The 13,073-nt window shown below is 74.4% G+C and carries 12 protein-coding genes; 8 read left to right on the top strand and 4 right to left on the bottom strand.

Going from position 1 to position 13,073, the window contains the following annotated elements; translation table 11 throughout:
• Positions 1 to 48 precede the first annotated feature (48 nt).
• The gene (locus tag OG689_RS09840) at positions 49 to 1,170 is read right to left on the bottom strand and encodes a polysaccharide deacetylase family protein (protein ID WP_266319456.1); all 1,122 of its coding nucleotides are present in this window, start codon (positions 1,168 to 1,170) and stop codon (positions 49 to 51) included.
• 270 nt (positions 1,171 to 1,440) lie between these two features.
• On the opposite strand from OG689_RS09840, the gene OG689_RS09835 reads away from it, so the two are divergent.
• The gene (locus OG689_RS09835; RefSeq protein WP_266319454.1) at positions 1,441 to 2,217 is read left to right on the top strand and encodes a hypothetical protein; all 777 of its coding nucleotides are present in this window, start codon (positions 1,441 to 1,443) and stop codon (positions 2,215 to 2,217) included.
• Positions 2,218 to 2,377: 160 nt separating this feature from the next.
• Here OG689_RS09835 and OG689_RS09830 read toward each other — a convergent pair whose 3' ends face one another.
• Together OG689_RS09830 and OG689_RS09825 are read right to left on the bottom strand one after the other, a co-directional pair.
• Positions 2,378 to 2,758 carry a hypothetical protein gene (locus OG689_RS09830; RefSeq protein WP_266319452.1) on the bottom strand — a complete coding sequence of 127 codons (381 nt, stop codon included), beginning with the start codon at positions 2,756 to 2,758 and terminating at the stop codon, positions 2,378 to 2,380.
• A 109-nt stretch (positions 2,759 to 2,867) separates the two neighbouring features.
• The gene (locus OG689_RS09825) at positions 2,868 to 4,694 is read right to left on the bottom strand and encodes an AMP-dependent synthetase/ligase (RefSeq protein ID WP_266319450.1); all 1,827 of its coding nucleotides are present in this window, start codon (positions 4,692 to 4,694) and stop codon (positions 2,868 to 2,870) included.
• 379 nt (positions 4,695 to 5,073) lie between these two features.
• On the opposite strand from OG689_RS09825, the gene OG689_RS09820 reads away from it, so the two are divergent.
• The 7 genes from OG689_RS09820 to OG689_RS09790 all read left to right on the top strand — a co-directional run bounded on the left by OG689_RS09820 (position 5,074) and on the right by OG689_RS09790 (position 11,912).
• The gene (locus tag OG689_RS09820; RefSeq protein WP_266319448.1) at positions 5,074 to 7,899 is read left to right on the top strand and encodes a nitrate- and nitrite sensing domain-containing protein; all 2,826 of its coding nucleotides are present in this window, start codon (positions 5,074 to 5,076) and stop codon (positions 7,897 to 7,899) included.
• Positions 7,896 to 8,309, top strand: a complete 414-nt coding sequence (locus OG689_RS09815; protein WP_073922637.1) for a roadblock/LC7 domain-containing protein — start codon at positions 7,896 to 7,898, stop codon at positions 8,307 to 8,309. Before OG689_RS09820 ends, OG689_RS09815 begins: the two co-directional genes overlap by 4 nt.
• A gap of 101 nt (positions 8,310 to 8,410) precedes the next feature.
• A complete protein-coding gene (locus tag OG689_RS09810) occupies positions 8,411 to 8,752 on the top strand; it encodes a DUF742 domain-containing protein (protein WP_266326993.1) in 342 nt (113 codons plus the stop codon).
• Positions 8,733 to 9,350 (top strand): ATP/GTP-binding protein, encoded by a 618-nt coding sequence (locus tag OG689_RS09805; RefSeq protein ID WP_266319443.1) that lies wholly within the window; start codon positions 8,733 to 8,735, stop codon positions 9,348 to 9,350. Before OG689_RS09810 ends, OG689_RS09805 begins: the two co-directional genes overlap by 20 nt.
• 394 nt (positions 9,351 to 9,744) lie before the next feature.
• A complete protein-coding gene (locus OG689_RS09800; RefSeq protein ID WP_266319441.1) occupies positions 9,745 to 10,866 on the top strand; it encodes an ABC transporter substrate-binding protein in 1,122 nt (373 codons plus the stop codon).
• Positions 10,867 to 10,991: 125 nt separating this feature from the next.
• Positions 10,992 to 11,120 (top strand): hypothetical protein, encoded by a 129-nt coding sequence (locus OG689_RS09795; RefSeq protein WP_266319439.1) that lies wholly within the window; start codon positions 10,992 to 10,994, stop codon positions 11,118 to 11,120.
• Positions 11,121 to 11,201: 81 nt separating this feature from the next.
• A complete protein-coding gene (locus tag OG689_RS09790) occupies positions 11,202 to 11,912 on the top strand; it encodes a winged helix-turn-helix domain-containing protein (RefSeq protein ID WP_266319437.1) in 711 nt (236 codons plus the stop codon).
• Positions 11,913 to 11,957: 45 nt separating this feature from the next.
• Here OG689_RS09790 and OG689_RS09785 read toward each other — a convergent pair whose 3' ends face one another.
• Entirely contained in the window at positions 11,958 to 12,740 is a 783-nt protein-coding gene (locus OG689_RS09785) for an IclR family transcriptional regulator (RefSeq protein WP_266319435.1), read from the bottom strand.
• Positions 12,741 to 13,073 lie beyond the last annotated feature (333 nt).

Below are 13,073 nucleotides of genomic sequence, written 5' to 3'. Positions count from 1 at the left end.
GCCGGGGCACGAAGCGGGCGGCCTCCCGGTGCGGGCGGCCGCCCGCCGTCAGTGCAGGTACTCGGTGAGTCCGGCCGGCCGCAGGCCGGCGGCCTGAGCCGCCGCCAGGGCCCGCTGCAGGTCCCCCGCGAGGGTGTCCGTGAAGTGCATCAGCACCACGTCACCGGCCTGCAGCGGCCCGCCGTGCCAGACGTTGGAGGCACCCCAGCTGAAGTCCGCGGTCGCCGTCACGACGGTGCGGATGCCGCAGTTGGCGGCGGCCTGCAGGGTGTCGGCGTTCCAGGCGAGGTAGGGCGGGCGGAACACCGTGGTGGGTGTCCCGTAGACGCGGGCGGCCGCGTCCCGGGCGTCGCAGATCTCGGCCTGCTGCTCGGCGAGCGGGAGCGTGGTCAGGTCCCGGTGCGAGACGGTGTGGTTCTGCACCGAGGAGCCCGGTACGGCGGTCACCCGCTTGAAGAAGTCGGGCTCGAAGCCGGACGGCATCGGCAGCGGGAACGCCGTGATCGGCAGCTTGTTCGCGGTGATGAACTGCTCCGCCTCCGGAGTGCGCTGCCAGCCGTCGTCGATGGTGAAGAAGACCACGTTGTCGCTGGTCGGCACGTTCCAGGTGGCCCGGGCGGGAGCCGGCGCCGGGCCGTCGACCTGTACGTCGTCCGCCCCGAACGGGCCCTGGCCGTACCAGCCGTGCAGGTAGAGCCGGACCGAGGAGGCGTCGGCGCCGGTGGTGAAGGTGGTGGTCAGCCGCTGCCACTGGCCGCCGGTGTTCTCCACCCAGGACGGCGCCACGTCGTGGCCGGTCCCGGTCGCGCCGAGGAACACGTACGCGCCGCGGACCCAGGCGGAGACCGTGTACGTGGTACCGGGAAGCACCGAGACGGTCTGGGCGCACTCACCGGTGGAGTCGCCGGTGGCCGGGACGACGGACAGCGCGGAGTCGCCGGTGTGCGCCTGCCCGGCGGATACGGTGGCCTCACCGGCGCCGCAGCTCCAGCCGGGGACCGCGCCCCAGTCGGCGAGCGGGAGGGCCGGGATCTCGAAGCCCGGGTTGGTGGCCAGGTTGACGGTGGGGGCGGGCTCGGCCGAGGCCTGGGCGGCGGGCGCCGCGAGTGCGAGGGCGGCGACGGCCGCGCTCGCGGCGCACGCCGCGAGACGACGCAGGGGTCTGGACACCGGAGTTCTCCTGTGTGGGGGATGCGCCCGGAAGGGGCGCGCGTAACAGGGGGACGCTCCCCGAGGGGTGGGAGCCGTGGCGTGCCGCACTCAGGCCGTGGCAAACAATGGACTGGACCAGACGGTCAGTCAAGAGCCGGACGCACGGCGTGATCGGGTGCCGGGCGGGAGGGCCGCCCGCCGGCCGGAACGGATCAACGGGCCCCCGGTGCTTCCACCGGCCGGTCCGCAGGCGGAGAATGAGGGGACGTCGTCCCGTAGGAGGTCAGGGTGTTCCGCCGCTGGTGGTTCATCGGCCTGCTGAGCGGCCGCGCGGAGGAGCGCCCGGTGCGCGGCGGGCGCGTCGCCAAGGAACGGCAGGAGCTGGCGCTCCGCGAGTGGGAGGTGCTCCGGGAGCGGCTGGCGGGGTTCGCCGCGGAGCGGGTCGCGACGGCGGGCGAGGTCTTCCGGGCCGCCGAGCTGGACCTGCCGCCCGAGGAGGGCGCGGCCCGGCGGGACTACCTCTGGGCGCTGGACGCCTACCAGGCCGCCGGGAAGCTGCTGGACGAGGCGGCCGACCTGCCCGACCTGACGGCGGCGGTGGTGCTGGCCGAGCGGGCCGTGGAGCGGCTCGCCGCCGCCCACGCCGCGCACGCCGGCCGCCGGCCCGGCCCGCCGGTGCTGCGCTGCTTCTACAACCCGCTGCACGGCGCCGTGCCGGGCGCCCCGCCCAAGCAGTCGAACCGGGCCCGCCGGCGTCCCCGGACGGGGGCCCGGGAGGCGGCGGCCGACCGCAGGCCCGCCTGCGCCGCCTGCCGCCGGGCGATCCTCGCGGGGCAACTCCCGGACGTCCTGCCGGCACTGCTCCCGGCCGGCGCCGCCGGGCGCCGCTCGCCGGGCGTGCTGGTGCCGTACTACACCGTCCCGCAGCAGTGGTCGCCGTGGTCCGCCACGGCCTGCGGCGCGTACGGCGAGGACGGGCCGGCCCTGGTACTGCGCGGGGAGCACCGCCGCCGGGCCCCGCAGGGCCGCCGCTTCGGCCCGGGCACCGCCCGCCGGCCGGACTGACCGGCCGTCCGCCCGGCCGTCCGCCCGTCCGTCGGCCTGTGCGTCCGTCCGCCGGACCGGCCCCCCGGACGACGGGCCTCGTCGGGTCGGTGACCGTGGGCGGTCGGCCGGCAGCGGACCGGTCCGTGACCGGTGTCCGGTCAGGGGTGGTCGGTCCCGCTCATCGCTGGCAGGTGAACGGCTGCCTTCCGGTGGCCTCGCAGACGGCCATCCCCGCGGCGAGCCGGATCGCGAGGGAGTTGCCGCTCCGGCCGAGTCGATCCGCCGCCGACTGCGCCTGGACCTTCGAGCTGAAGGAGAAGCAGTCAGGGTTCTGCACAATGACGTCGGCCGCCGATCGGGCCTTGAGCAGCCGCCGGGCATCGTCCTTGTCGAGCTTGATCCACTCCTCGACGAAGCCGTTCACCAGTTGGCTCGCCTCGGCGCAGGACGGCCCCGCGGAACTGGGCGTCCGTGCTCCGGCGGCGTACCCGCCGCCGGCCGGAGCGACGGCTCCGGCCGCGATCAGGGCGATGGTCCAAGGTCTCTCATGGAAGATCACGATAGGGTCGGCGCAAGGTCCGCAGACAGTGCTTTTCACGAACTGCCGCTCGGGACAGGCCACCTGGGGGAGCGATCGCCTGGGGACAGGTCATCTGGCGTTCGGTCACCTAGGGCGAGTACAGCTCCTCGATGTCCTCGGCGTACCGCTCGGTGATCGCCGCCCGGCGCAGCTTCAGCGAAGGGGTCATCAGGCCCAGTTCCAGGGTGAACTCGCGGGGGAGCAGCCGGAAGGCGCGGATCGACTCGGCCCGGGAGACGGCGGTGTTGGCGGCGGCCACGGCCCGCTGGATCTCGGCGTGCAGCTCCTCGTCGGCGAGGATGCCCCACTCGTCCAGCTGCTCGCGGCCGTGGGTCTTCAGCCAGTGCGCCAGGGCGGGCCCGTCCAGGGTGATCAGCGCCGCGACGTACGGTCGGTCGTCGCCGACCACCAGGCACTGGGAGACCAGCGGGTGGGCCTGGACCCGCTCCTCCAGGCTGCTCGGCGCGAGGTTCTTGCCGCTGCTGGTGACGATCAGGTCCTTCTTGCGGCCGACGATGCTGAGGTAGCCGTCCTCGTCGAGGTGGCCGAGGTCCCCGGTGGCCAGCCAGCCGTCGTAGAGCGCCTCGGCGGTACATCGCGGGTGGTTGAGGTAGCCGCCGAACACCATCGGGCCGCGCACCCACACCTCGCCGTCGTCGGCGATCGAGACCGCGGCGCCGGGCAGCGGGAGCCCCACCGTGCCGAACTTGGCCCGGCCGGGCGGGTTGGCGGTGACCGCCGCGGAGGTCTCGGTCAGGCCGTAGCCCTCGTAGAGGGTCATCCCGGCGCCGGCGAAGAAGAGTCCGAGGTCGCGGCTGAGGGTGGACCCTCCCGACATCAGGTTGCGGACCCGGCCGCCGAGCACCGCCCGCAGCCGCTGGTAGACCGTCCGGTCGTAGGCGGCGTGCCGCAGCCGCAGCCGGGGGCCCGGCCCCGGTCCGTGCCCGAGCGCCTTCTGCTCCCGGGCGGCGGCCCATTCGACGGCCACCCGGGCGGCCTGCTCGAAGAGTTCGGACCGGCCGGCCTCCTCGGCCGCCCGCCGGGCCTGCTGGTAGATCTTCTCCAGCATGTAGGGCACGGCGATCAGGACGCTGGGCCGGTAGCCGGCCAGCGCGGGCAGCAGGGCGTCGGTGCTGATCTCCGCCAGGTGCCCGAGCCGGATGCCGCCGCGGACGGCCGCGATCTGCGCGACCCGCCCGTACACGTGGGCCATCGGGAGGAAGAGCAGGGTGGAGGGCGGTTCGGAGCCGGAGTCGTGGAAGACCTCGTGCCAGCCGTCGAGCAGGGTGTCGGCCTCGACGGCCAGGTTGCCATGAGTGAGCAGGCAGCCCTTGGGGCGGCCGGTGGTGCCCGAGGTGTAGATGACGGTGGCGATGGTGTCGGGGGTGACGCCGAGGCGCTGGCGGTGCACCAGGGAGTCGGGCACGCCGCGGCCGTCCTCGGTGATGGCCCGTACGCAGTCCTGGTCGAGCTGCCAGATCCCGTTCAGGTCGGGCAGCGCGTCGCAGACCGCGCCGACGGTCATCGCGTGGTCCTCGTCCTCCACCACGCAGGCCACCGCCTGCGTCTCGGCGAGGATCCAGCGGACCTGCTCGGCGGCCGAGGTGGGGTAGACCGGGACGGAGATCGCGCCGATCGACCAGAGCGCGTAGTCGAAGAGGGTCCACTCGTAGCGGGTCCGGGACATCAGGGCGACCCGGTCGCCGTACCGCACGCCGCGGGTGAGCAGGCCCTTGGCGAGGGCGAGCACCTGGTCGCGGAAGTCGGCGGCGGTGACCTCGTGCCACTGCTCGGAGCCGGCCTCGCGGCGGGCCAGCTGGATCAGTCCGGGGGTGCGTTCGGCGGCGTCGTAGAGCGAGTCGGCGAGGCCGCCGGCGGCGGTGGCGGGCGCGGCGGTGCTGATGGACTCGCGCACGTTCCCCCCGATTTCCGTGACGGCTTCGCCTGCCGGGGCCCGAGCGGGCGTCCGGTGCGGCGGCGCTGTGGGACGGGCAGGTGGGAGCGAAGGTATCGGATTGCCGTGTCACTGCCCAGGGCTGTAGCGGTCATGGGACGAGATCGGCACCTACCGATGAGGAAAGTGCCTGAGCGGTCGGCGGCCGGGCGCGCACCGAGGGCGCCAATCGGACTTAGCGGATCATACGGACAACCGCCTGTCAACGACCGGTTCGACCCTCGAACGAATGGTCAGGGCGTAGTAGGCTCTCGCAAATCCCGCGGCCGGGTCCTCCGGCGGCCCTGCCTGCCCGAAACCGATCCTTGTCCGCGCCTGGCATTTCCCGACCGAGGACCCCATGCGTCTGCGCAGCAGCTCGATCCGCGCGAAGGTCATCGCGCTGCTCATGGTGCCCATCGTCGCGCTCACGGCCCTGTGGGTCTACGCGACCCTGGTCACCACCGGTGATGTTTGGACCCAGTTCGAGGTCAGCAGCAGTTACCAGAGCTTCGGCGTCACGGTCGACCAGTACGCGCACGACCTGCAGAACGAGCGCAGCGCCGCCGTCCTGAAGCTCGCCGACCCGCGCTCGCAACCCGCCGCCGAGGCCTTCGACAAGGCCCGCACCACCACCGACCGGGAGGCCCAGGCGCTGCACGCCAAGGTCGGCACCGCGCAGGCCCGCAAGCTGGACGGCACCCAGCAGGCCCGCTTCCGCGAAGTCCTGGCGAGCTACGACCAGGTGGTCGCGGTCCGTGACCACATCGAGCGCTCGATGGTCAGCTGGACGTACATCCTCGACCAGTACAGCGACCTGATCAAACCCACCTTCGCGTTCCGCTCGGCCTTCGTCAGCCGGCAGAGCGGCCAGCTGCCCCGGCAGGGCACCATCCTGATCGAACTGGTCCGGGCCCGCGAGTACCTCGCGCAGGAGGACGCGGCGATGGGCGGCCTGAGCGCCTCCACCGCCAAGATCAGCCCGCAGCAGTACCAGGCCGCGCTGGACGCCCTGCACAACCAGCGCGCCCTGTTCACCGTCTACATCGCCGAGCTCGAACCCGCCGACCGCACCGACTACGTCGGCCTGCGCAGCGGCGAGAACTGGTCCGCGCTGGAGCGCGCCGAACGGGACTTCACCAACGCCGCCGGCTACGAGCGGGTCGCCGAGGCCATCAACGGGGACGACTGGCGGGCCGTCGCCGACCGCGCGCTGAGCGACCTCGACGCGATCAACGCCCGGCTGGCGGGCGGCATCGACGCCCGCGCCGACTCCTACGCCATGGGCCTGCTCTGGCGCGGCGGCATCGCCGGCGCGATCGGCCTGGCCGCGATCGTGCTCTCCATCGTGATCTCCTACCGGATCGGCCGCGGCATGGCCCGGGAGATGATCGGCCTGCGCAACGCCGCCCACGAGCTGGCCGCCAACCGGCTGCCCTCGGTGATGCTCCGGCTGCGCCGGGGCGAGCCCGTCGACATCGCCGCCGAGACCCCCGAGCTGCAGTTCGGCCCGGCCGAGGCCGGCCAGGTCGGCCGGGCGATCAACGCCGTGCAGCGGGCCGCCGTCGAGGCGGCCGTCGAGCAGGCCGAACTGCGCCGCGGCGTCTCCGCGGTCTTCGTGAACCTGGCCCGCCGCAGCCAGGTGCTGCTGCACCGCCAGCTCACCCTGCTGGACACCATGGAGCGCCGCACCGAGGACCCGGCCGAGCTGGAGGACCTCTTCCGCCTCGACCACCTCACCACCCGCATGCGCCGGCACGCCGAGGGCCTGATCATCCTCTCCGGCGGCTCGCCGGGCCGCGCCTGGCGCAAGCCGGTGCGGATGGTCGACGTGGTCCGCGCCGCCGTCGGCGAGGTCGAGGACTACGCCCGGGTGATCGTCCGGCCGTTCCCGGGCACCGGGCTGCTCGGCAGCGCGGTCGCCGACGTCACCCACCTGATCGCCGAACTGGTCGAGAACGCGGCCGTGTTCTCGCCGCCGCAGACCCAGGTCACGGTGCAGGGCGAGGTGGTCGCCCACGGCTTCGCGCTGGAGATCGACGACCGCGGCCTCGGGCTGAGCAGCCAGGCCCTCGCCGAGATCAACCAGCGGCTCGCCGTGGAGCAGGAGTTCGACCTCGCGGACACCGACCGGCTGGGCCTGTTCGTGGTCAGCCGGCTGGCCCGCCGGCACGGCATCCGGGTGCACCTGCGGCCCTCGCCCTACGGCGGCACCACGGCCGTCGTACTGATCCCGCGCGAACTGCTCGCCGAGGCGCCGGACGTGATGTCGGAGCAGCCGGCCGCCCCCGTCCCGGTCCAGGCCCGGACGGCGCCCGCCGCCGGCGCCCGGCGCGGCCAGCGCGAGCTGGTCGCGGTGCCGGCCCTGGCCGAGACCGGACCGCACGGGCGCCACGCCGGCCCGGACTCCGCCACGGACGAGCCCGAGCAGGACGCCGGACGCCGGGGCGGCCCCCGCCCGTCGGTGGCCGAGCCCGCCCGCGAGCCGGGCGGCCTGCCGCGCCGCCGGGCCGGCGGTCCCGTCCTGGTACCCGCGCCCGCCCCCGACGGCTCGGGCCGCGGCCGGCACCGGCGCGACGAGGGCCCGCAGGGCCGCCCGGCCGGGGTGCCGGACAGCGGGCAGCCGGACGGTGGACAGTCGGGTGCCGGACAGTCGGGCGGTGCGCTGCCGGGCGGCGGACTGCTGCCGCGGCGGGTCCGCCAGGCGAATCTGGCCCCGCAGCTCAAGGAGGCCGCCCAGGCCCGGGCCGCGGCCGCGCCCGGTGCCGCGCCGGGCGAGCCCGCCCGCGAGCGTTCTCCCGAGGAGGCCCGGGCCACCTTCACCTCCTTCCAGCGAGGGTTCACCCGTGGCCGGGGCGACCGGGCCAGGCCCGGTTCGCTGACCGCCGTGCCGTCCCCCGCCGTGCCCGCGGCCCCGGTGGCGCCCTCCCCGGCGAGTCCCGCGCTCTTCGACCCCTGGGCCGGATCGAACCGTCGGGCCCTCACCCCCGGCCCCCGTCCGGCGGCGCTGCCCGCCGCCCCGGCCGGCCCGGCAGCCCTCACCGGCCGCCGCCCGGGAGCCTCCGCTTCGCTCGTCCCGCCCGAAGCTTCTGCACCACCCGGATCACCGTCACCATCCGCATCACCCTCACCGTCACCATCCGCATCATCCGCACCACCCGCTCCAGCGGAAGGAACTGATTCATGACCAGTACGACGCAGCCGTCCGGGGACCTCAACTGGCTCCTGGACGACCTCGTGGGACGGGTCGCGGCCCTGCGGCACGGCGTGATCCTCTCCAGCGACGGCCTGGCCACCGGTGCCTCCAGCGGCCTCGGCCGCGAGGACGCCGAGCACCTGGCCGCGGTCGCCGCGGGCTTCCACAGCCTGGCGAAGGGCGCCGGCCGGCACTTCCAGGTCGGCGGGGTCCGCCAGACCATGGTCGAACTCGACGAGGCCTTCCTCTTCATCACCGCCGCCGGCGACGGCAGTTGCCTCGCCGTGCTCAGCGAGGCCGAGGCCGACATCGGCCTGATCGCCTACGAGATGGCCCTGCTGGTCAAGCGGGTCGGCGAGCACCTGGCCGCCGAGCCCCGAACCGCGCCGCCCGGGAGATGACCGAAGCGATGACCGAGGGGACGGGCCAGGAGCCCGAGGAGGGCGCGTCCGCGCCGCGCCCGGCCGCGGACGTGCAGTGGTACGACGACGACGCCGGCCCGATGGTCCGGCTGTTCTCGATGACCAAGGGACGGGCCAGGCCCACCGAGGAGGGTCTGTTCGACCTGATCTCGATGATCGCGGCCACCGACCGGGCCGAGGACGACGAGGACGAAGCCGCCCTCGACCTGGAGCACCACCGCATTCTCACCTGGTGCCGGCGTGAGCCGCTCACCGTCGCCGAGCTGGGCTCGTACACCGACCTGCCGGTCAGCGTGGTGCGGGTGCTGCTCGGTGACCTGTACGACGCCGAGCTGATCACCGTCACCCGTCCCGTCCCGCTCGCCCAACTGCCGGACGAGCGCCTGCTCCGAGATGTGATCAATGGACTCCGTGCGCTCTGACCCCGCCACCTCCCGAGCGCAGTGGCCCGGCGGCCCGGCCGTCGCCCTCAAGATCCTCGTCGCGGGGGGCTTCGGCGCGGGCAAGACCACCCTGGTCGGGGCGGTCAGCGAGATCCGCCCGCTGCGCACCGAGGAGCAGATCAGCGAACTCAGCCGGACCGTCGACGACACCTCGGGGGTCGAGGCGAAGCGGACCACCACGGTGGCGATGGACTTCGGCCGGATCGACCTGCGCGAGGGCCTGGCGCTCTACCTGTTCGGCACCCCCGGCCAGGACCGGTTCTGGTTCGTCTGGGACGAGCTCGCCCAGGGCGCGCTCGGCGCGGTGGTGCTCGCCGACACCCGCCGGCTGGCCGACTGCTTCCCCTCCGTGGACTTCTTCGAGCAGCGCGGCATCCCCTTCCTGGTCGCCGTCAACTGCTTCGAGGGCACCGAGGTCTTCGCCCCCGAGGACGTCCGGGCGGCGCTCGACCTCGACCCGGGCGTACCGGTGCTGCTCTGCGACGCCCGCAGCCGTGAGGACGGCAAGAAGCTGCTGATCGCCCTGGTCGAGCACGCCGCCGACCGGCGGGCCGGGGCGGTCGTCCCGTCCGTATGACGGACTCCCGGGCGGTCGCACCGTCCGCATGACGGACCCCGGCGCCCGGCGGGTTGCCCTGCCGGGCCCCCGCGTGGAAGGCTCTGTACGGAAGGTTCCGCCCGCGGTGCGCGCGGCGGGGCCGGCCCGGCGCCGCGGCGGCGCCCGGCCCGTGACTCGGGGGGAGGGCAGTGCGATGACCGTTCAGCGGTCCCGTTCGACCGTGTCCACCCCGGTCACCCCCGCGCTGACCGTCCGCCGGTACATCGACCTGGCGCTGATCTGCAGCGCCTGCTGTCTGTAACCACCGCTGAACCCGCCCGACCGGAGCGGACCCGCGCGGCTCCCGCCGCCGGCGCTCCGGTGCCCGGTCGCGCCCGCATCGCGATGCGCACCCCTCTCTGACGATCAGTCAATGCCCTTCCATGCCCGTGCCGGTGCGACCCGGACCGAGGTGCGGCCGCTGCTGCGGGCCGCCGCCCGGCCGCGCCCGCCGCCGCCCCCGGTTCCCGCGGAGACCCCTGTGAAGTTCGCCCGTCCCGTTCTGGCCGCCACCGCCCTGCTGGCCGCCACCGCCTGCGGCGGCAATGCCGAGGCGGGCCCGGCCACCGCCCCCGCCGCCGGCTCCGCGACCGTCCAGCTGCGGCTCCCGGACCCCGGCAACGCCGGAGTGCTGGCCGTCGCCAAGAAGGACGGCTCGCTGGACCGGGCCCTGGCGGCCGTGCACGCCAAGGTCGCCTGGGCCGAGGCGCCGGCCGGTTTCGCCGAGGCCGCCGACGCGCTCAACTCCGGTCGGCTCGACGCCGCGCAGGGCAGCATCAGCACCGGGCTGCTGCCGCTCGCCGGCAAGCCCGGGTTCGAGCTGTTCGGCGCGGCGCAGCCCGATCCGATCGGGGAGGGCATCCTGGTCAAGAACAACTCCGGCATCAAGTCCGTCAAGGACCTGGCGGGCCGCAAGGTCGCGGTCGACGCCGGCGGCACCGGAGAGTACCTGCTGCTCCAGGCGCTGGCCAAGTACAAGGTGCCGGCCGAGCAGGTGCAGCGGGTGCGGCTGAGCCCGGAGCAGGCCCGCAGCCAGTTCGGGATCGGCGAGGTGGACGCCTGGGCCGCCGCCGGTGAGCCGGTGGTCACCGAACTCGCCCATGCCAGCGCCTACCTGGTGACCAGCGGCTTCGGCGCCGGCTCCGACAACTACCGGGTGTGGGCGGTCCGCAGCGAGCTCGCCCGGCAGCACCCCGAGGTGGTCAGGGCGCTCTACGACTACCTGCGCGAGGTGGACGGCAGGGCCCAGCGGGACCCGGCCGCCTACCTGAACGTCTTCACCAGCAGCGGGCCGGAGGCGGTGTCCGGGCGGGCCAAGGACGTCCGGGTCGACGTGGGCCGGGCCGCCGCCCCGCTCGGGCCCATCCAGGAGGCGGACGCCGTCCGGCTGGAGAAGGTGGCCCAGCTCTTCGCCGCCCAGCACGTCACCCCCTCGGTGGTCGACGTCCGCTCCCACCTCCTGGACGTGAACAGCCTTGCCGGGAGCGCCCGGTGACCGCCCCGGCGGCCGTCCGGACGAACGGTCCGGCGGGTGGATCGGCGGGTGGCCCCGGGGCCGGGACGCAGGGTCGATCGGCTCCGGTGCGGCGCAATCGTCCGTTCATCTGGTTGAATAGGGGCATGAACTCCGTCGTGGACAGCAGCCGAGGTCGCTTCGACCTTGAGCCGTTCTGGCCGTCCCGGCAGCCGCACCTGTTCGACCAGACGTGTCCGGGCTCGCCCAGCGCGTCCCGGCTCTCCGCCCGCTGACCTCCGGTCCAGCCCGGCAGCACGCCCCGGTCGACGCGCAGACGACATCCACCGTCAGTCACGCGCGAAAGTAGCGACACCATGTCTTCTTCCTCCACGGCCACCCTCTCCGTCCCCTCCGCGACCCCGCACCTGCGCGCGGTCCGCGCCGTCCAGCCCCCGGCCGCCGAGCGGTGGCACCCCACCGCGGCCCAGCAGCACGGCCCGCAGCACGCCGTGCCGCAGCTGCCGCCGCAGGGGCTGCTGACCGCCCTGCCGCAGGGCGCCACGGTCGTCGCCACCCTCCCGCAGTCCGCCCTGCCGCAGGGCCTGCTGGCCCAGTACGGCGTGCAGTTCGGCGCGGCCGGCAGCCACCCGATGGTCGGCTACCTGGTGCTCGTCCCCGCCGAGGCGGCGCCGGCCGCCGCCGGCCTCGCGCCCCAGGCGGCCGGTCCGGCGCCGTCGGCCACCCTCGCGTCCGCGCCGGACGGGGCGGACGGGGCGCAGCTCCCGGCCAAGCCCGCCGGGCAGGGCATCACCGTCGACACCGAGCGCCGGAACGCCTACGTGGACGGCAAGTTGCTCGACCTCACCTACCTGGAGTTCGAGCTGCTCGCGCACCTCACCGAGCACCCGCAGCGGGTGCACACCCGCGACCACCTGGTCTCCGCCGTCTGGGGCTACGGCCACGTCGGTGACGGCCGGACGGTGGACGTGCACGTCGCCCGGCTGCGCCGCAAGCTCGGACCTGCCTACCGCGACAGCATCGTGACGGTCCGTCGGGTCGGCTACAAGTACACGCCGGCGGCGTAGTTCCACGACAGCGAGCGGGTTGACCCCTCCCCTCCGGGGGCGGGGTCAACCCGCTCGCTGGTCCGGCGGCAGCAGGAGGACGGACAGCGCGCTCGCGCAGGTCCCGGCGTGGCCGAGGAACCAGGGCAGCCGCTCGTCGGTGAGCCGCTCGGGGGTGGAGCGGACGGCCAGCGCGAACCGGGCGTGGCCGGAGCGGTCCAGCACCGGCACGGCGACCGTCCGTACCCCGGTGGCGGACTCGCCGTCGTTGAGAGCGTGGCCGCTCTCCCGGACCAGCTCCAACTCCTTCAGCAGCAGCTCGGGTTCGGTGATGGTCCGGTCGGTGAAGGGCTCCAGCGGGCCGAGCTCCCCGGCGTTCGGCTCGCCCTGGCGCGGCCAGGCCAGCAGCACCTTGCCCAGCGCCGTGGAGTGCAGCGGGCGGCGCAGCCCGAGGCCGGTGTCCGGCCGGACGGAGGCACCGACCAGGATCACCGCGTGCGGGCCGCTGCGGATCGCCAGGTCGGCGGTGGCGCCGGTGCGCCGGGCGAGCAGGTCCAGCTCCGGGCCGGCCAGGTGCAGTCCCCGCTGGTGGAAGCTGAGTTGGCCCAGTTCGGCGACGGCCGGGCCGAGCCGGTAGCGGGCGGTCCGCTCGTCCTGGTCGAGGAATCCGGCGCCGACCAGGGTGCGGGCCAGGCGGTGCGCGGTGGAGACCGACAGGCCCGTCCGGCGGGCCAGGTCGGAGGCGCTGAGGTCGGGGCCGTTGTCGTGGAAACAGTGCAGCAGTCCGAGTGCGCGCTGCACGGCCTGCGCGCCCGTGGGGGGACTCTGGACGCCGACCGCCTCGGCCATGACACCTCGCGTTCTGTGCCGGACCCTTGCGGGGTACCGGAGTTGATGCCGGATGAGCTGATGGTCCCAGACTATGGCAGTCGGCCCTGCGCAATTGTGTCGCCGGTATGGCAATGGCATGGCTTTCATGAACAAGTGATCCCACGATGTGGAAAAGCTTGCTTCCTGCTCGTCGACCGTGGAACGCTCAGGGCACCGCGCCGGACACACCGCCGCGGCACCGCGCCGGACCTACCGCCGCGACCCCGACGCCCGAGCAGGAAGGAGCAGTGCCGTGACGACCCACCGGTGCAGCGCCCTCCCCGCGATCCGCGTCCGCCGTACCTGTTGTCT

Origin of the sequence: Kitasatospora sp. NBC_00240, assembly GCF_026342405.1 — a bacterium.
GTDB lineage: Bacteria > Actinomycetota > Actinomycetes > Streptomycetales > Streptomycetaceae > Kitasatospora.
Note: the sequence above shows the minus strand (reverse complement) of the source record. Positions and strands in the feature narration are given on the sequence as shown.

What these genes read in the sequence shown, in the direction of transcription:
- OG689_RS09820 (WP_266319448.1), top strand. Translation starts at nt 5,074, where the DNA reads ATGCGTCTGCGCAGCAGCTCGATCCGCGCGAAGGTCATCGCGCTGCTC.
- OG689_RS09815 (WP_073922637.1), top strand. Translation starts at nt 7,896, where the DNA reads ATGACCAGTACGACGCAGCCGTCCGGGGACCTCAACTGGCTCCTGGAC.
- OG689_RS09810 (WP_266326993.1), top strand. Translation starts at nt 8,411, where the DNA reads ATGGTCCGGCTGTTCTCGATGACCAAGGGACGGGCCAGGCCCACCGAG.
- OG689_RS09805 (WP_266319443.1), top strand. Translation starts at nt 8,733, where the DNA reads ATGGACTCCGTGCGCTCTGACCCCGCCACCTCCCGAGCGCAGTGGCCC.
- OG689_RS09800 (WP_266319441.1), top strand. Translation starts at nt 9,745, where the DNA reads ATGCCCTTCCATGCCCGTGCCGGTGCGACCCGGACCGAGGTGCGGCCG.
- OG689_RS09795 (WP_266319439.1), top strand. Translation starts at nt 10,992, where the DNA reads ATGAACTCCGTCGTGGACAGCAGCCGAGGTCGCTTCGACCTTGAGCCG.
- OG689_RS09790 (WP_266319437.1), top strand. Translation starts at nt 11,202, where the DNA reads ATGTCTTCTTCCTCCACGGCCACCCTCTCCGTCCCCTCCGCGACCCCG.
- OG689_RS09785 (WP_266319435.1), bottom strand. Translation starts at nt 12,740, where the DNA reads ATGGCCGAGGCGGTCGGCGTCCAGAGTCCCCCCACGGGCGCGCAGGCC.